15 protein-coding genes are annotated in these 16,558 nt (G+C 64.5%); 9 read left to right on the top strand and 6 right to left on the bottom strand.

The window, feature by feature from the left end; translation table 11 throughout:
• Positions 1-92: 92 nt before the first annotated feature.
• Positions 93-1,538, top strand: coding sequence for a dihydrolipoyl dehydrogenase family protein (locus tag BEP01S_RS01695; RefSeq protein WP_083532443.1), 1,446 nt, complete (start codon positions 93-95; stop codon positions 1,536-1,538).
• Between the two features lie 97 nt (positions 1,539-1,635).
• Here the strand turns inward: BEP01S_RS01695 and BEP01S_RS01690 are convergent, their stop codons facing one another.
• On the bottom strand, positions 1,636-2,304 hold the full coding sequence (locus BEP01S_RS01690) for a GntR family transcriptional regulator (protein WP_244882019.1): 669 nt from the start codon (positions 2,302-2,304) through the stop codon (positions 1,636-1,638).
• 270 nt (positions 2,305-2,574) lie between these two features.
• Here BEP01S_RS01690 and BEP01S_RS01685 point away from each other — a divergent pair, with 270 nt between their 5' ends.
• The 4 genes from BEP01S_RS01685 to BEP01S_RS01670 all read left to right on the top strand — a co-directional run bounded on the left by BEP01S_RS01685 (position 2,575) and on the right by BEP01S_RS01670 (position 7,478).
• Positions 2,575-3,741 (top strand): enolase C-terminal domain-like protein, encoded by a 1,167-nt coding sequence (locus BEP01S_RS01685; RefSeq protein ID WP_062239835.1) that lies wholly within the window; start codon positions 2,575-2,577, stop codon positions 3,739-3,741.
• A gap of 146 nt (positions 3,742-3,887) precedes the next feature.
• The gene (locus tag BEP01S_RS01680; RefSeq protein WP_083532442.1) at positions 3,888-5,210 is read left to right on the top strand and encodes a cation:dicarboxylate symporter family transporter; all 1,323 of its coding nucleotides are present in this window, start codon (positions 3,888-3,890) and stop codon (positions 5,208-5,210) included.
• 132 nt (positions 5,211-5,342) lie between these two features.
• Positions 5,343-6,284, top strand: a complete 942-nt coding sequence (locus BEP01S_RS01675) for a phosphoglycerate dehydrogenase (RefSeq protein WP_062239832.1) — start codon at positions 5,343-5,345, stop codon at positions 6,282-6,284.
• Positions 6,285-6,389: 105 nt separating this feature from the next.
• Positions 6,390-7,478 (top strand): tartrate dehydrogenase, encoded by a 1,089-nt coding sequence (locus tag BEP01S_RS01670; RefSeq protein WP_062239830.1) that lies wholly within the window; start codon positions 6,390-6,392, stop codon positions 7,476-7,478.
• 8 nt (positions 7,479-7,486) lie between these two features.
• Here BEP01S_RS01670 and BEP01S_RS01665 read toward each other — a convergent pair whose 3' ends face one another.
• On the bottom strand, positions 7,487-8,260 hold the full coding sequence (locus tag BEP01S_RS01665; protein WP_062239826.1) for a hypothetical protein: 774 nt from the start codon (positions 8,258-8,260) through the stop codon (positions 7,487-7,489).
• 149 nt (positions 8,261-8,409) lie between these two features.
• Between BEP01S_RS01665 and BEP01S_RS01660 the strand changes: the two genes are divergently transcribed.
• Together BEP01S_RS01660 and BEP01S_RS01655 are read left to right on the top strand one after the other, a co-directional pair.
• Entirely contained in the window at positions 8,410-9,276 is an 867-nt protein-coding gene (locus BEP01S_RS01660) for an aldo/keto reductase (protein ID WP_062239823.1), read from the top strand.
• Between the two features lie 38 nt (positions 9,277-9,314).
• On the top strand, positions 9,315-9,848 hold the full coding sequence (locus tag BEP01S_RS01655; RefSeq protein WP_062239820.1) for a GNAT family N-acetyltransferase: 534 nt from the start codon (positions 9,315-9,317) through the stop codon (positions 9,846-9,848).
• An 88-nt stretch (positions 9,849-9,936) separates the two neighbouring features.
• On the opposite strand, the gene BEP01S_RS01650 is transcribed toward BEP01S_RS01655, so the two are convergent.
• Entirely contained in the window at positions 9,937-10,359 is a 423-nt protein-coding gene (locus BEP01S_RS01650; RefSeq protein WP_062239816.1) for a helix-turn-helix transcriptional regulator, read from the bottom strand.
• Between the two features lies 1 nt (position 10,360).
• Positions 10,361-10,813: a hypothetical protein gene (locus tag BEP01S_RS01645; protein WP_062239813.1), complete on the bottom strand. Its 453-nt coding sequence runs from the start codon at positions 10,811-10,813 to the stop codon at positions 10,361-10,363.
• 251 nt (positions 10,814-11,064) lie between these two features.
• Between BEP01S_RS01645 and BEP01S_RS01640 the strand changes: the two genes are divergently transcribed.
• Both BEP01S_RS01640 and BEP01S_RS01635 read left to right on the top strand, forming a co-directional pair.
• Positions 11,065-11,628: a protein-tyrosine phosphatase family protein gene (locus BEP01S_RS01640; protein ID WP_244882018.1), complete on the top strand. Its 564-nt coding sequence runs from the start codon at positions 11,065-11,067 to the stop codon at positions 11,626-11,628.
• 188 nt (positions 11,629-11,816) lie between these two features.
• On the top strand, positions 11,817-13,301 hold the full coding sequence (locus tag BEP01S_RS01635; RefSeq protein WP_062239807.1) for a PepSY-associated TM helix domain-containing protein: 1,485 nt from the start codon (positions 11,817-11,819) through the stop codon (positions 13,299-13,301).
• Positions 13,302-13,508: 207 nt separating this feature from the next.
• On the opposite strand, the gene BEP01S_RS01630 is transcribed toward BEP01S_RS01635, so the two are convergent.
• The gene (locus tag BEP01S_RS01630) at positions 13,509-14,429 is read right to left on the bottom strand and encodes a carbon-nitrogen hydrolase family protein (RefSeq protein ID WP_062239804.1); all 921 of its coding nucleotides are present in this window, start codon (positions 14,427-14,429) and stop codon (positions 13,509-13,511) included.
• Between the two features lie 150 nt (positions 14,430-14,579).
• Positions 14,580-16,553, bottom strand: a complete 1,974-nt coding sequence (locus tag BEP01S_RS01625; RefSeq protein WP_062239801.1) for a hydantoinase B/oxoprolinase family protein — start codon at positions 16,551-16,553, stop codon at positions 14,580-14,582.
• Positions 16,554-16,558: the final 5 nt, after the last annotated feature.

Here is a 16,558-nt window from a genome sequence, read left to right as displayed (position 1 = left end):
GGCCCAGCAACCTCGCGCGAGGTTGCTGGGCCGCCGTCACGTAGTAATAAGGGGCCGGTACAGTGACAGGCACCGACTCGAGAGGACTGAGCATGACCACAGAGACAGTGACACAGCAGAGCGCCTCGACCGAAACCACGCCCTCCTCAACACTCTCCGGAGTCGACCACACGGAACACGTCAACCTCCTCGTCATCGGCTGGGGCAAGGGCGGTAAGACACTGGCCGGCACCATGGCTCGCGCCGGCAAGAAGGTCGCCGTCGTCGAACAGTCGGAGATGATGATCGGCGGCTCCTGCATCAACATCGCCTGCATCCCCACGAAGATCCTCGTCCACGACGCCGAGAACAAACGCGCCGATGACGACGTCGACGAATACTTCGCGAAAGCCGTCAAACGTCGCGACATCCTGACCGGGGCGATGCGGAAGAAGAACCACTCGATGCTCGCCGACCTCGATTCAGTGTTGCTGGTGAGCGGTCGCGCCGAGTTCACCGGCGAACGCGCAATCCGCGTCTCCGGCGGCGCCGACACCATGACGATCACCGCCGACACCGTCGTCGTCAACACCGGATCCGTCGCAAACATCCCACCCATCGACGGCGCCCAGCTCGGTGGCCGCATCCACGACTCCGAATCCCTGCAGCACGTCGATCCTTTCCCGAATCGCCTCGTCATCGTCGGCGGCGGTTACATCGGACTCGAGTTCGGATCGATGTTTGCCCACTTCGGCTCGCAGGTCACCGTTCTCGACCGCGGACCGCGTCCGCTGGCCAATGAGGACGACGATGTCGCTGAGGTGGTCGCCCAAGCCCTCGCCGACGACGGAGTCACCATCGTCAACGGCGCCTCCGTCACCGCTGTCAACGACGGCGCTGACGCCGCGACCGTGACCTATGAGGTGGGCGGAGAGACCAAGACCATCGACGCCGAGGCGCTCCTCCTGGCCGTCGGACGCAAACCCGCCACCGCGGAGCTCGGATTGGAAAAGGCCGGCATCGACACCGACGATCGCGGGTTCATCGTCACCAATGAGTACCTGCGCAGCTCCGCCGAAGGCGTGTACGCGTTCGGCGATGTCAACGGCGGACCGATGTTCACGTACATCTCGCTGGACGACAATCGGATCCTCGCCGATCAGCTCCTCGGTGAGGGCAAACGGTCGACGAAGGACCGCGGCTCAGTTCCGTACACGATGTTCCTCACCCCGCCCGTCGCCCGCGTCGGCCTGACCGAAAAGGCCGCTCGCGACGAAGGCTACGAGATCAAGGTCGGCGCGAAGCTCCAGGCCGATATCGCCGCGGCACCGCGGGCGAAGATCGAAGGCGACCCGCGAGGAATCGTCAAGTTCGTCGTCGACGCGAAGACCGATCTCATCCTCGGCGCGGCCCTCGTCCACGTGCACTCACAGGAGGTCATCAACACCGTGGCGCTCGCGATGCGCCACGACGTGACCGCGACCGAACTGCGCGACACGATCTACACGCACCCTTCGGCCACCGAGGCGCTCAACGAGGTGCTCGGCGCACTCAAGTGAGCTCAGTTGAGTTGAGGTCATGGGGCATGGGCCGGAACCCTTGGTCCGTATCCCGTGTCCGCGCGTAGTGTGAGTCCATGGTGCGTTCCCGCGGAGTTCAGTCGCCGGTTGAGAATTCGTCGAGGAGATCCGTCACCGAGGCGGTCAGGCTGTTAACGATGTGCGTGCGGGCAAGTGCTGAGGCTGCCTCTCCATCGCCGGAGACGATGAGCTCGAGGATCTCTTGATGTTCGTTGAAATCAACCATGCGCGGCTCCTCGCCCGAGGGCAACTCGAGGCCGATCCTCCGGTAGCGATCAGACTTGTCCCACAGGTCATCGAGCAACCTGATCATGACGTCGTTGTTTGAGGCGCAGTAGACAGCACGGTGGAATTCCCGGTGTGCGGCGATCCCGTCATCACCCCAGTCGCGAGTGACCGGGACAAGAGCGCTTGCGGCAGTGCGCATCCGTTCAATGTCGGCCTCGGTGCGCCGCTCTGCCGCCATGGCTGTGGCATCTGGCTCAAGGGACAGGCGGACCTCATGCAGCTGCCGGGCCTCGGCGGAGCTGACACCGGCGACGCGGACGTCCCTGTGGTTGCCGAGAATGACCAGTCCCTCGCTCGCCAGGCGGCGGATGGCCTCGCGCAGGGGAGTGATGCTCATCTGCAGGTCATCGGCGAGTTCGTACTGAGAGATGCGTGAACCGGGCTTGAGGTCTCCGGACAGGATGAGTCGGCGCACCTCTGAGTACGCTAGCGACCCCTTGCTGGAAAAGACGCTCATGGTCTGCATGTGCCCTCCGGTTCTCTGCGAGTGCTTGAGCACGTTCTCTGCAGGTGCTTGCTCTCCGAATGCCTGGCCTCTCGGGTGGGCTGGCTTCTCGGTCCTCGAGAAATTCAGCATATCTTATAAGTTGGCTGTCTCAGGGGTTGCGCCTCCAGGTGACTCCGATGTAGCTTACTTACATCTTATAAGAAATGCTCCCACCCGAATGAACCGGTGTGAGACTTTGACACTACTTCTTATAAGAAATATCTAGCGTTTGGAGAACTCATGAAGATTGTTTCCGCCCACGTGGGCACCATCCCGATCAGTTCGTCGATGCGCAACGCCTATATCGACTTCTCAAAGATGGACTCGACGATCATCGCCCTGGTCAGCGACGTCATCGTCGACGGAAAGCCGCTGGTCGGCTACGGCTTCAACTCGAACGGACGCTACAACGCCTCGGCGATCCTCGAGGACCGGATCCTTCCCCGTCTCCTGAACGCCCCGGCCGAGGACATCCTCGACGATAAGGGCGAGCTCTCACCGGAGAAGGCATGGGATCTGATGATGGCCAACGAAAAGCCCGGCGGGCATGGCGAACGATCCGTGGCTGTCGGAGTCGCGGACATGGCCCTGCACGACCTTGCCGCGAAGGCGGCCGGTGTGCCGCTCTACCGCTGGATTTCCGAACACTACGGCGACGGTGCCCCCGATGATGACGTCTTCGTCTACGCCGCCGGCGGCTACTACGCCCCCGGGAAGAGCCTGACAGACCTGCAGGACGAGATGCGGGGATTCCTCGACGCTGGCTACGAGGTCGTGAAGATGAAGATCGGCGGCACCGACCTCAAGGACGACCTCGAACGCATCGAAGCAGTCATCGACGTCCTCGACGGCGACGGGTCCCGTCTCGCCGTCGACGTCAATGGAAAGTTCGATCTGCAGACCGCGCTGGAATACGGCCGAGCCATCGATCCCTACGGGCTCTTCTGGTACGAGGAGATCGGCGATCCCCTCGACTACGCCCTCAACGCCACGGTCTCCGAGAACTACCGTCACCCGATCGCCACCGGTGAGAACCTGTTCTCCGTCCAAGATGCCCGCAACCTCCTCCGCTACGGTGGCATGCGCCCCGACCGGGACTACATCCAGGTCGACCCGGCGCTGAGCTACGGCCTCGTCGAATACCGCCGCTTCCTCGATGTGCTCAAGCGGCACGGCTGGTCGACCAGGCGCTGCATCCCCCACGGCGGGCACCAGTTCTCTCTGCACATTGCCGCGGCACTCAAGCTCGGCGGCAACGAGTCCTACCCCGGCGAATTCCAGCCGACCGGCGGTTTCACCGACGACGCGGTCGTCTCGGGCAGCCGGGTTGCGCCCGGTGAGCTTCCGGGCATCGGTCTCGAAGGCAAGAGCGAGTTCTACTCAGTCCTCCGCGGCCTGCACAGCTGAGAGAGATCTGCGCACCGGACCCGCGCCCGACCTCTCGGCGCGGGTCCAGAACCCGAACCAAAGGCGCAGGTCCGGTACCCGAAACGCGGCGCGGACACCTGCCGACGACCGACAAACATCTTCACGAGTACAAAGGAGCACTCACGATGTCGTCCACCACAATCGAACAAGAACCCCGCCCCCAAACCGACACCCCGGCACGACGGTCCCTGTGGGGCCGACTGATCCGCGAGCTGTGGTTCCATGTCATCGTCGGCGCGGTGCTGGGCATCGCCGTCGGCCTGCTCTTCCCCACGGTCGGTGCCGCGCTGACACCCTTGAGCGATTGGTTCATCGCATTGGTGAAGATGATCGTCATCCCCGTCGTCTTCTGCGTGGTGTCCCTGGGAATCGCCTCGATGGACAGCCTGCGCAAGGCCGGCAGGGTCGGGGTCAAGGCACTGTCCTACTTCATCGTCCTCTCCCTGCTGTCGATGCTCATCGGCCTCGTCGCCGCCAACATCTTCAAGCCAGGGGAGGGTCTCAACATCGACCCGTCCACGCTCAACGCGGGAGCCGTACCTGTCGACGAACACGATTCTCCGGGCAGCCTCGTTGAGTTCGTCAGCAGCATTATTCCCGAATCGTTCTTCGGCGCGCTCACCGGCCACACCATCCTCGCGGCGCTGCTCGTCTCGATCCTCTTCGGCTCGGCGCTCAATGTGTCGGGTGGGGCAGGGAAGCCCATCACTCGTGCGCTGCAGTCGCTGCAGACCGTGATCTTCAAGATCGTGCTCTGGGTGATGTGGCTGGCTCCGCTCGCGACTTTCGGCGCCTTGGCCGCGGTCGTCGCGAACTACGGAACCCAGAGCCTCCAACAGCTGGGATACCTCATCCTCATCTTCATGGGAACGTGCGTCTTCTACGTCGTCATCGTCCTCGGCGTAATCGCCCGGGCTTGCGGAATGAACATCTTCTCGGTGATGCGCTACTTCAAGGAGGAGCTGCTCATTGCGCTGAGCACCTGTTCGAGTGAGGCGATCCTGCCGCAGCTGATCAAGAAACTCGAGGCGCTCGGTGTCGGGAAGTCGACCGTGGGCATCGTCGTTCCCGCGGGGTTCTCCTTCAACCTCGACGGCTCGGCCGTCTACCTGACCATGGCGGCGCTGTTCCTCGCTCAAGCGGTCGGTGTTCCGTTGGACTGGGGCCAGCAGCTGGCGATCGTGGGAGTGATGATGCTGACGAGCAAGGGAACGGCTGGCATCGCCGGCGGCGCGTTCATCGTCCTGGCAAGTACGCTCAGTGCCGTCGGCGACATCCCGCTGGCCGCGTTGGCCCTCATCGTCGGCATCGACCGGATCCTCAACGAGGGGCGGGTGCTCATCAACGTCCTCGGCAACGTCATGGCCGCTGTCGTCGTCGGCAAATGGGAGAAGGACTTCGACCCGGTCATCGCCCGCCAGGCTCTCGCCCGACGAACCCTCACGTGAACGACGTGGCCCTAGATGCACGGCGTGCCCTCGCATGACCGCTGTGCGAAACGACATCCCGCCGAGGCGGGGCGGTGGAAGAATGCGAAAACGAACCACCCCGACCTGCGCCTACGAAGGAAGCGGACCCGAATGAGCAATCGCATCGTCATCACGACCGATTACCTCGGCGAAGGAGACGAGGTCGATCGACTCCTGCGTTCGCGCGGCTGTGAACCGGTCTATGCGCCGTCGACGCAGCGTCGCAGCCCCGATGAGCAGGCTCACCTCCTCGACGGCGCGCTCGGAGCGATCGTCTCCAGTGAACCGATCACTCGCGAGATGCTCGCGGCTGCCCCGACCCTGAAAGTGGTGGCGCGCAGCGGCGTCGGGTACGACGCCGTCGACGTCGCCGCGGCGGCCGAGCTCGGGATCACGGTCTGCAACACTCCCGGAACGAACCATCACGCCGTGGCCGAATTGACCTTGGGCCTCATGCTCAACTGCGCGCGACGTCTGACCAACGTCACCCGAGCGGTCGAGGAGGGAGCGTGGCCGCGGGATGCGGGGACCGAACTGCGCGGCAAAACGCTGGGAGTGGTCGGCTTCGGCGCGAGCGGACGCGCGATCGCAACACTCGGTATCGCTCTGGGTATGAGAGTGCTGGCCTCGACCGGGCACCCCGACCCGTCGGCAGCACCGGACGTGGATTTTGCCGACTTCGACCGGGTGGTGTCGGAAGCCGATTACCTCACCCTGCACGCCCGAGCCACCGGTCACCCGGTGATCGGGGTTGACCAGCTCGCGGCGATGAAGGCCACAGCCTACCTCATCAACACCGCCCGAGGGTCTCTCGTCGACGAACCCGCGCTCGCCGATGCGCTCAGGAACCAGCGGATCGCCGGTGCCGCCCTCGACGTTCTCGACCACGAACCGATGCGCGACGACGATCCACTCCGTGGGGTCGAGAATCTCTGGATCACCTCCCACCTCGCCGGCCAGACGGTCGAGGCGAGGCAGCGATCCGGCCTGGCCGCCGCCGAGGCGGTGCTCGCCGTCCTCGACGGCACCACCCCGCACGGCCGCATCGTCTGAGACGCGGGCGGAGCCTGGCCTGAATGGCCCGTACTGACCTATCCGGACATATGCGGGCAGCCCCGACCCGACAATGCGAACACGTTACGAAAGGACAGAACAGACATGCAGAAGACACATCGCATCGCAGTCATCGCCGGCGACGGAATCGGCAAGGAGGTGGTTCCTGAGGGGATTCGCGCACTCGAGGCAGCGGCCGAGGCGTTCGATCTCGACCTCGAGTTCGAGCACTTCAATTTCGCCAACGCCGAGTACTATGCCGAGCACGGTCAGATGATGCCCGATGACTGGGAGGAGCGGCTAAGCCCGTTCGACGCGATCTACTTCGGCGCCGTCGGCTGGCCGGATATCGTTCCCGACCATGTATCTCTGTGGGGAAGCCTGCTGCAGTTCCGGCGCCGTTTCGACCAATATGTCAGCCTGCGTCCGGTCAAACTGTTGCCCGGCATCAAGTCTCCGCTGGCGGATCGCAGCCCCGGCGATGTCGACTTCTTCGTCGTGCGAGAGAACACCGAGGGGGAGTACTCGAGCATCGGCGGGAAGATCTTCGAAGGCACCGACCGTGAGATCGTCACCCAGGAAACCGTGATGACGCGCACCGGTGTCGACCGGATCCTGAAGTACGCGTTCGAACTCTCGCAGCGGCGACCGAAGAAGCACCTGACATCGGCGACGAAGAGCAACGGCATCTCCATCACGATGCCCTACTGGGATGAGCGGGTGGAGGCGATCGCGGCCGACTACCCGGAGATCGACGTCGACAAGTTCCACATCGACATCCTCGCCGCGAATTTCGTGCTGCACCCCGACTGGTTCGACGTGGTGGTTGCGAGCAATCTGTTCGGCGACATACTTTCGGACCTCGGCCCGGCCTGCACCGGGACGATCGGGATCGCGCCGAGTGGGAACATCAACCCGGAGCGGAACTTCCCCAGCCTCTTCGAACCCGTCCACGGGTCGGCACCGGACATTGCGGGGAAACAGATCGCCAACCCGATCGGGCAGATCTGGTGTGCAGCGATGATGCTCGACCACCTCGGCGAACATGAGGCGGCCGCGGCGGTCCAGGCCGGCTTCGAACGGGTGCTCGACGGCGGTGACGCTGACGTGCTGACCCCGGACATCGGCGGTGTGGGAACCACAGAGACGCTCGGGCGCAGGATCGCCGAGGTGATCGCGACCGCCGGGAACTGAGCCGGAACTCAGCGTCTCCGCGCCCGCATCCTCACCGCGACGAGCAGGCACAGCCCCACCGCCGCGAGCACCAACCCCGCCAGGAACCCGTAGAAGGGGAACCCGTACTGCGTCACCGAGAACTCCTGACCGGTGACGGTGTCGCCCGAGCAGGTCAGGCTCGGCGGCAGATAGTCGGCCGTGACCGAAAACCCCAGCACATCATTGCCGCCGACGGATTCCGGGCAGATCTCAAAGCCGTCCGATTTCGAGTACCACTGAAAATACTGGCCGAGCATCATCACCGGCAGCATGAAGACCCCGATCCCGATGAGCCGCAGCGGCCGCCGATCTCGACGCGGTTCGGCCAGCGGCGACCGGTACAGCCCGAGCAACCGGGTCACCATGAACGCGATCAGCACCCCGAGAAGCACCGCAACGCTGAGAGCGGCGAGTGCCATCGAGACCATAAACAGCGCCGAGGTGGCCCCGGAGTGCTCAATGATCGCGTGCCCGCCGTCGTAGGTCGGGGCCTGGCAGACGAACCCGGACGGTGCGCGGTCGATGAGTTCGATCCTGTCGGGATCGACGCCGAAGTCGTCGACCAGATCGGAACAGGCATCGGCGGCACCGTGTGTGCGGGCGACTGCTGTTGATATCCACGACGTCACCCACTGGGCAGCGTGGAGCAGCGCGGCGACCACCAATCCGGCGCTCGGCAGGAGAAAGGCCACCCGCCACCGCGAAAGCCTGCGAATACGGCGAAGGAATCCCCGCTCCGCAGCTCGCGCGTTCGTCTCCATGCGTCCACGCTAGCCCAAGCCGCATTGTGAGAATCCCGCGTCAGTGCTTCCTCGGAGGATCTCACAGGAAGAGTTCACCCACGACATCCTGCTCGAACTCAAGGAGAATGCTCTGGCCAGCAATGCCTCGGCGGTCATAGGGTGAATACATGACGACCCCAGCGAACACCCCCGCACAGAACTCACCGATCCCCACCCTCGACCTCAACGACGGACGCGCGTTCCCGCAGCTCGGGCTCGGCATCTACGCGATGAAGGGCGACGAGGGGGTCGACGCCATCGTGGGTGCCGTCGACAATGTCGGCTACCGCCTGCTCGACACCGCGGTGAATTACGAGAACGAACGCGAGGTCGGTCAGGCCATCGCCGACTGCTCCGTCGCTCGCGAGGACCTGTTCGTCACGAGCAAGATCCCCGGCCGCCACCACGGCTTCGCCGAGGCGATCGCCAGCACCGAGGAATCGCTGGCCCGCCTCGGCCTCGACTACCTCGATCTCCACCTCATCCACTGGCCCAATCCCAGCGTCGGCAAGTACGTCGACACCTGGGAAGGACTCATCGAACTGCGCAGACGCGGGCTCGTGAAGTCCATCGGCGTCTCGAACTTCACCGAGGAGATGCTCACCGAGCTCGTCGAGAAAACCGGGGTCACCCCGGCCGTCAATCAGGTCGAGCTTCACCCGTATTTCCCGCAGACCGAGCTTGTGGCCTTCCACCGCTCCATCGGTGTGCAGACCGAGAGCTGGTCCCCGCTCTACCGTGACCAGGGACTGTTCGACGAAGCCGCCATCGCCGAGGCGGCCGCCGCCCATGGCGTGACCCCGGCCCAGGTCGTTCTGCGCTGGCATATCGAGATCGGCAGCATCCCGATCCCGAAATCCGCGAACCCGGAGCGTCAGCGCCTCAACGCCGATGTCTTCGAGTTCGAACTCACCCCCGCCGAGGTGGCCGCGATCTCCGGACTCGAGCGCGGTCGCATGAAGGACCGGGATCCGCTCACTCACGAAGAGATGTGAGGCAGCACGGCGGTTGTTGACGCCGACCGCGAGGACACGTGGAATTCCGACGGACGACCAGGGCTGACTTTCCGCTGCTCGCGCGGTGGCTTGGCTCGCCCCACGTCGTCGTCCGCTTTTGGAATCACGAGACGACTCCGGAGGCGATCGAACGGGATTTCGCCGCCAGCATCGACGGCACCGAACCGTCATTCGACTTCATCGTCGAGGACGCCGGGGTGCCGGTCGGCTTCATCCAGCGGAGCGCAATCTGGGACTACGCGGACGAGCAACGCCAACTCATCGAGTTGGCTGACGCACCGCGAGATGCGCTGACGATCGACTACTTCATCGGAGAGGTCGCTGCGACAGGCAAGGGCATCGGCACACGGATGATCCAGGAGTTCACTGAACTCTGCTTCGCTCACCGCCCGTCCGCCTCGGCGATCATCGTGCCCGTGATCGCGGGAAATCCGGCATCGTGGAGGGCTCTCGAGGCTGCCGGATACGAGCGCATCGCCGAGAGCCACATCCCGCCCGACAACCCGATCGATGACGGGTGGCACGTCATCTATCGCCGGGATCGTCCTTGAAGGTTTGGCAGTCTAGGCTCGAGGTGCAGTCGCCGTTGGTTCGTGCCTCGGTGCTGTTGTCGATGCGGAGACCGAACTCCCGGCGCTGTCATCTCTCTTCCGGTACCTCGACGAGGCTGCCCTTGATTCCCGACAGATAGCTCGCTCCCAGCAGAGTGAGCGAGAGCAGTTTTCTCTTCGCCCCGGTCCGCGGAGCATCGACCGCCGTGCTTACCAGAAATCCGGAGTCCTGCAGGCGTTTGATGGTGCGATAGAGGCCGCGTTCTGTGATCTGCCATCCCGTGGCTGCGGTGACCGCCTCGGCGATGGTGGAGATCTCGGCCGGCTGATGTGTCGCGACGAGGGAGAGCGTGATCGGGGTGAGCATCGACTTCTTATACGTCTCGACCCAGGACTCGACGCGGTGGTCGAGCCACTCCCGCTCTTCCGGGGTGACTGCGGCCGGGCTGCCATTCGCCGCAGTCGTGATGTCGATTGCCTCGTTCGTGGTGTCGCGAGACTGTGCCGCCACCTCAGTCCTCCCAGCCGCGGCCGAGGACTGAGCCGAGGAGGTGGACCAGCAGTCCGAGCCCCCACAGGGCGCTCATCACGAGCGTGGCCCCGAACCAAGAGCTCTCGAGAAGGGTGTGGGTCGCGTCTCCGGCGCCGTCGACTTCGAAGCCGAGGAACATCACCCGGAGGATCGCGTGCAGATTGAAGGAGGTGGTGACGGTGACGAAGGCAATGGCATGGGCGATGACCACGCCGAAGCGGACACGTTTGAGCGCGGTCAGGTTTCGCCACAGCCACACCGCGATTCCGATGGCGACGAGTGCTGTGAGTCCACCGGCGAGGATCGTGACCTCGCCGCCGGTGGCAGCGACGACGATCTGCACGATGGTCATGGCGATGATGAGACCGAGCGTGTATGGGAGCAGAAGGGTTCGGGCGTTGGCGGGCGATGACGTCTGCGAAGCTGTAGTCATATTGGTACTGTACCTATGGTTCACTGCCTGGCGCAAGGGTCGATCCCGCACGATCATTCGGGTGGGTTCCACCTGTGTGACAATGGCACTGTGAGGATGAGAGTCAGGCACCGGCGCGCTCTGCGCGGCACTCTCGCCGCAGCGTTCGCGACCTTTGTCGCGCTGACGTCGCACATCCTCGGCGGTGGATCGTTTCCGACTGCGATGGGCGTCATCTGCCGCTGGCGCTGTCGACCCTCGTCTGCGTTCTCTTGGCCGGGCGCCAAATGTCGCTGCCTCGGCTGACGGTCTCCGTCGGAATCAGCCAGACCCTCTTTCACCTCATCTTCTCCCTCTTCACTCCGCACGGTTCCGCATCGCCGAGCACGATGGCGCGCTCCGACAACGGACTCGCCGCGCTCCTCGGCTCGCACTCTCACCACTCGCCGGCGCATGGAGTCCATCACGCGTCGATGCACTCGACGCCCGGCGGCGCGATGCAAATGGCCCATGACTCCACGGTCATGCCTGCCATGGACGGTTCAGTGGGCGCAGTAGCCCAGATGCACGCGCACTCGTCTCCGGGGATGCTGTTGGCCCACTGCGTTGCCGGGATCGTGACGATCGCGATGATCTACTGGGCCGAGCGACTTCCGGTCATGCTCGGCGAGTTCGCCCGCCTCATCATCCGAGCGGTCATCCCGCGCCTCGTCATCCTGCGGGCGCAGATCGAGAGGCCGCGGTCGCTGATCGGCCTCGAACCCGAACTGCCTCGCAGCCTCGGCGTGTGTCGATCCCCGGTGCTGCGGCGAGGGCCACCGCAGCTTGCTTTCTGACACTCATCACATCCGCGCATCGGCTCTCATGAGCCGGTGCGATCACTGCTGACCGTATCTGGTCGTCGACCGCGACTGCGTGTCGTACGCGACCACTGTCGACCGAAGCTGCCCGTCGACTGCATCTGCTCGTCGAGGGCATCGGGCCGACCCGATCCGGCTCAGCGCAACTGAGAGAAAGCATCATCATGACCACACCTTCATCAACCGTGCCCGAAAGCTCAGGCCCGGAACCGACCAGCCACCGTAACCACCCCGACCGCCCCGACCGTCCTATTCCGTGGCTCGGTCCGCTTCTGCGCCGTCTCCACTTCTACGCGGGCATCCTCATCGGCCCGTTCATCCTCATCGCCGCGCTCACCGGGGCGGCCTACGCGATCAGCCCGACGCTCGAGAAGCTGGTCTATGCCGACCAGCTCAGCGTCCCCGCCACCGACGACCCTCTGCCACTGGCCGCCCAGATCGACGCCGCGAACACCGTCATCGGAGACAGCGACGCGACGCTGTCCGCCGTGCGGCCGGCGCCCGAACCGGGCGACACCACCCGCGTGATGTACGACGACCCCAGCCTCGGCGAGAGCGAATCCCGGGCGATCTTCGTCGATCCCGGAACCGCCGAGGTGGTCGGTGACCTCACCGTCTACGGAACCTCGGGTGCCCTGCCGCTGCGGACCTGGATCGACCAGATGCACCGCAGCCTCCACCTCGGCGACGTCGGTCGGCTCTACAGCGAACTGGCCGCCTCATGGCTGGGAATCGTCGCCGCCGCGGGGCTCGTGCTGTGGATCCTCCGCGCTCGCAAAACGAAGAAGCCCGCCGCGATGCTGCGACCGAACCGGACGCGCAAGGGGTTGAGGCGCACCTTCTCCTGGCACGCTTCGGTCGGTGTTTGGGCGGCGATCGGCATGCTCTTCCTCTCGGCCACCGGGATCACGTGGTCGCAGTTCGGCGGGGAGAACGTGACGAAACTGCGTGCCGCGCTGAGTTGGGAGACTCCGGCGGTGTCGACGGAACTCGGCGGCGCCTCGGCGATCGGCGAGCACGCCCATCATGGTGGCGGCTCGTCCGCCGAGGCGGCCGACAGCGCTGCCGATCACGCCGCGATCGATCCCGCCGACTTCGACATGATGCTGTCGATGGGACACGACGTCAGTATCGATACCGGGCTCGTCGAGATCCTGCCTCCAGCCGATGCCGATTCGGCCTGGGTGGTGCAGGAGATCCAACGCAGCTTCCCCACGAAGGTCGACGCCGTGGCCTTCGACCCCGAGACGATGGAGGTGACCGACCGGGTCGACTTCTCCGATTACGGTGTGGCGGCGAAACTCGCCCGCTGGGGCATCGACCTGCACATGGGCACCCTGTTCGGACTGGTCAATCAGATCGTGCTCTGCGTCCTCGCGCTCGGCATCGCGGCCATGGTCGTCTGGGGTTACGTCATGTGGTGGCAGCGGCGGCCGAAGCGGAATCCGGCAAAGAGGTTCGGATCCGCGCCTCCTCGTGGAGCACTGGCTGATGCGCCGTGGTGGGGCGTCGGTGCGGTTGTCCTCGCCGCCGTCGCAATCGGGTTGTTCCTGCCGCTGGTGGGCATCAGCCTCATCGTGTTCCTCGTCGTCGACGTGGCTCTCGGGCTGAGGACGCGGCGACGCGAGCGACGGGCCATGGCGAGCTAAGGCGCGCAGTCTCCCGCCTACGTGCTGAAACCTCGCTTCAGTTGCAAGTCGACATCACGTTAGGTGCGGGCTGTCATCACCTTTTGGGCAGGTCATCAGGTTGCGAACCGATGATCTGTCCAAAAGGTGATGCGGCCAGAAGCTCGGGCTGGCAGGCGCGGAGTCGAGCGGCGCGGGCGGCCGACGTGATTGGCCGCCCGCGCCGCATCACTCGAACGACACGGAACCTTTCGCACGGGTGTCGACTCGCAGCTCGAAGACGTCCGGCCGGGAGTAGTGGCCGACCGGGTCGAAGTCGAGGTGCGAACGGGTTTTGGCACCGAGGTCGATGTCGGCGTAGAGGATCGTCTCCTCCTCGTAGACCGGTCCGGCCAGCACCTGGCCGGTAGGTGCGATGATGACGCTGCCGCCGCGGATGGCGGTCTCACCGTAGGGCAGTTCTTCGTCGAAGGGATGGTCGTCGGGGAATTCGCTCTTCGTGATGAACTGGCATGCCGAGAGCACGTGAGTGCGGCCCTCTAAGGCGATATGCGTCATCGTCGCCGTCCACGTCGGACGGTCATCGACGGTCGGCGCGCAGTAGAGTTCGACTCCCTTGGCATACATCGCCTGGCGCAGCAGCGGCATGTAGTTCTCCCAGCAGATGACACTGCCCACTCGGCCGAAAGGTGTGTCCATCGTGTCGAGGGTCGACCCGTCCCCGAAGCCCCAGATCACACGCTCGGTGCCGGTGGGCATGAGCTTCCGGTGTGCGCCGACGACCCCGAGTTCCGGGTCGACCATCACGGCTGTGCAATAGAGGGTGTTGCCGGAACGTTCGATGATGCCGATGACGACGAAGGCACCGACCTCGCGGGCTGCCTCGGTGAGCTTGCCCATCTCGGGGCCATCGACGGCGATCGCTCCGTCGAAGTACCGCTGGAACTGCGCGCGACCTTGCTCGGTGCGCATCCCGACGGGGGCACCGAAGGTGCTGCCCTTCGGATAGCCGCCGATGAATGCTTCGGGGAACACGACGAGCTCGGCCCCGTTGCCGGCGGCCTCCCTCAGCCTGGCGATCGCCTTGTCGACCGACGCTTCGGCATCGAAGGGCACGGACCCTGCCTGGACGACTGCCACTGTGTGCATACTGCTCGACCCTCTTCGCTCGATGGAATCTCCTGGCTCAACTGTCGAACGGTTGACAGTAAAGGTCAAACAGCCGGAGCGCTCGCCTCGAACGGACGGGCGCCCCGCGATTCTATATCGAATCGCGGGGCGCTCTTTCAGTAGGGGGCATCAGCTCCAGAACGAAGCGGACCGAGCCCGCATGCTGTCGCGGAACTGTCCTGTTGACTTCTCGAGCAGTTCACCGGTGCCCCAGTCGAGGACGACGCCGTACTGGCGGATGACGTCGTGGACGGTGATCTCGCCGTCGCGGTAACGGCGGGCCACCTCGGCGGGGTCGGCGTCCAGCCAGGATGCACGTTCGGAGCGGATCCGTTCCCGTTCCTTGGCTGTCGCGGCCTCGTCGATCTCGTATTCATCGAGTTCGGCATCGATCTCACGGACGACCACGCCATAGTCCTTGGTCGCACGGTCGATGGAGACATAACCGTCGATGACGTCCTCGAGCACCTCGGCTGTGCTCCGCTCGAGCGGATCCCCGAAGCCTCCGCCTCCGGCGCTGGGGCGTTCGAACGTGTCACCAGGGCTGATGGCTACGTTCGAGAATGTGGCGCCCAAGTAGCGCGGGTTCTCCGAAGAAGGATTGAGCCAGACTCCGTGAGGGATCGATGGCAGTCCGCCATTGATGCCCCACGTCGTCGAACGGCCGCGGTCGCAGCAGTAGCTCATCACGGCACCTGTTGCATCGGTGAGGATGCCGCCCTTATTGACTCCGCAGCCTCCGCGGAATCTGCCGGGACCACCTGAGTCGATGTTGATCGAGTGCTGGGTGGTGACCACCGGGGTCAGCCGCTCCTGACCTTCGACCGGCTGGACTGCGAGTCCGGTGCCGAACACCGGTGACGTCGCCGACGATCCGTCCTTCGTCGACCGGCCGCCCCAGCCTCCGGCCATCCAGTCGTACCACATGAAGTACGGGCTCGATTCGGACCTGGCATCATGCCCGCCGACGAGCAGATACTCGAGATTGAACGCGCACGCCATCGCGCGTTCGGGCATGATGTGGGACCACAATTCGAAGATCGCGTTCATGACCTTCTCGTACGGCCCCGAGCAGAACCCAGTCACCGCGTGCGGCCAACCGGCATTGACGACAGTTCCCTCTTCCCCGATTTCCGCGGTCACCGCCTGATAGAAGCCAGAGTTGAGAGGTACCTCCGGGAAGAACGTCTTCGTCCCTGCGTAGATCGCCGAGAACGTCGTCCCATAGCCGGAGTTGAGGAAGGTTGAGACCGCCTCGGCGGAGCCGGTCAGGTCGTAGTGGATGCCTGTTCCGTCGAGGGTGAGCTTCACCCGGATCGGAGCCAGACCCTCACCCTTGGCGGGGTCGCCGTCGAGGAAGTCGACGGTCTCCCACTCGCCCTTCGGCAGGTCGCCGAGGCCGGCGAGGACCGTGCGGCAGACATAGTCCTGCGTCTCCTGCATCGCGTCGAGGACCGTGTCCTTCGAATATTTGTCGACGAGGCGGAGCACTTCACGTTCGCATACAGCAGTGGCTTCGGCCTGGGCGTTGAGATCACCGAGCGCCTGGTCCGGAGCGCGAGTGTTCGATACGAGCAGCTGCGCGACATCGTGGAGGAACCGGCCCTTGTGCCACACTCGCAACGGGGTGATGCGCAGTCCCTCACCGAAGTGCTCACTGGCCGAGACATCGAACGAGCCGGGTACGGATCCACCGATATCGGCCCAATGCCCCTTGTTCTGCGCGAAGCCGATGATCTCGTCGTCCGCGAAGATCGGACGGATGAAGCTGACATCGTTGAAGTGCGTGCCGCCGCGGTAGGGGTCGTTGATGAGGAAGACGTCGCCGGGGTTGATGTCGTCACCGAACTCCTCCATGACGGCCTTGCACTGGAAATGCAGGGTGCCGACGTGAACGGCGATGTCAGCACTGCCCTGCATGACGGTGTTTCCGTAGCGGTCGCAGAGAGCTGACGAGAAGTCGCGGGAATAGATGACAAACGAATAGCAGGTCCGCAGGATCTGCTCGCTCATGAGGTCGACGCTGGTGGCGAAGGCGTTCTTCAGCACTTCGAAGGTCACCGGGTCGAGAGTGGACGTCGACTGTTCCGTAGTTGTGGTCATGGGTT

Source organism: Brevibacterium epidermidis NBRC 14811 (assembly GCF_001570805.1).
GTDB lineage: Bacteria > Actinomycetota > Actinomycetes > Actinomycetales > Brevibacteriaceae > Brevibacterium > Brevibacterium epidermidis.
This window is presented reverse-complemented; position numbering and strand designations above follow the sequence as displayed.

What these genes read in the sequence shown, in the direction of transcription:
- BEP01S_RS01695 (WP_083532443.1), top strand. Translation starts at nt 93, where the DNA reads ATGACCACAGAGACAGTGACACAGCAGAGCGCCTCGACCGAAACCACG.
- BEP01S_RS01690 (WP_244882019.1), bottom strand. Translation starts at nt 2,304, where the DNA reads ATGAGCGTCTTTTCCAGCAAGGGGTCGCTAGCGTACTCAGAGGTGCGC.
- BEP01S_RS01685 (WP_062239835.1), top strand. Translation starts at nt 2,575, where the DNA reads ATGAAGATTGTTTCCGCCCACGTGGGCACCATCCCGATCAGTTCGTCG.
- BEP01S_RS01680 (WP_083532442.1), top strand. Translation starts at nt 3,888, where the DNA reads ATGTCGTCCACCACAATCGAACAAGAACCCCGCCCCCAAACCGACACC.
- BEP01S_RS01675 (WP_062239832.1), top strand. Translation starts at nt 5,343, where the DNA reads ATGAGCAATCGCATCGTCATCACGACCGATTACCTCGGCGAAGGAGAC.
- BEP01S_RS01670 (WP_062239830.1), top strand. Translation starts at nt 6,390, where the DNA reads ATGCAGAAGACACATCGCATCGCAGTCATCGCCGGCGACGGAATCGGC.
- BEP01S_RS01665 (WP_062239826.1), bottom strand. Translation starts at nt 8,260, where the DNA reads ATGGAGACGAACGCGCGAGCTGCGGAGCGGGGATTCCTTCGCCGTATT.
- BEP01S_RS01660 (WP_062239823.1), top strand. Translation starts at nt 8,410, where the DNA reads ATGACGACCCCAGCGAACACCCCCGCACAGAACTCACCGATCCCCACC.
- BEP01S_RS01645 (WP_062239813.1), bottom strand. Translation starts at nt 10,813, where the DNA reads ATGACTACAGCTTCGCAGACGTCATCGCCCGCCAACGCCCGAACCCTT.
- BEP01S_RS01635 (WP_062239807.1), top strand. Translation starts at nt 11,817, where the DNA reads ATGACCACACCTTCATCAACCGTGCCCGAAAGCTCAGGCCCGGAACCG.
- BEP01S_RS01630 (WP_062239804.1), bottom strand. Translation starts at nt 14,429, where the DNA reads ATGCACACAGTGGCAGTCGTCCAGGCAGGGTCCGTGCCCTTCGATGCC.
- BEP01S_RS01625 (WP_062239801.1), bottom strand. Translation starts at nt 16,553, where the DNA reads ATGACCACAACTACGGAACAGTCGACGTCCACTCTCGACCCGGTGACC.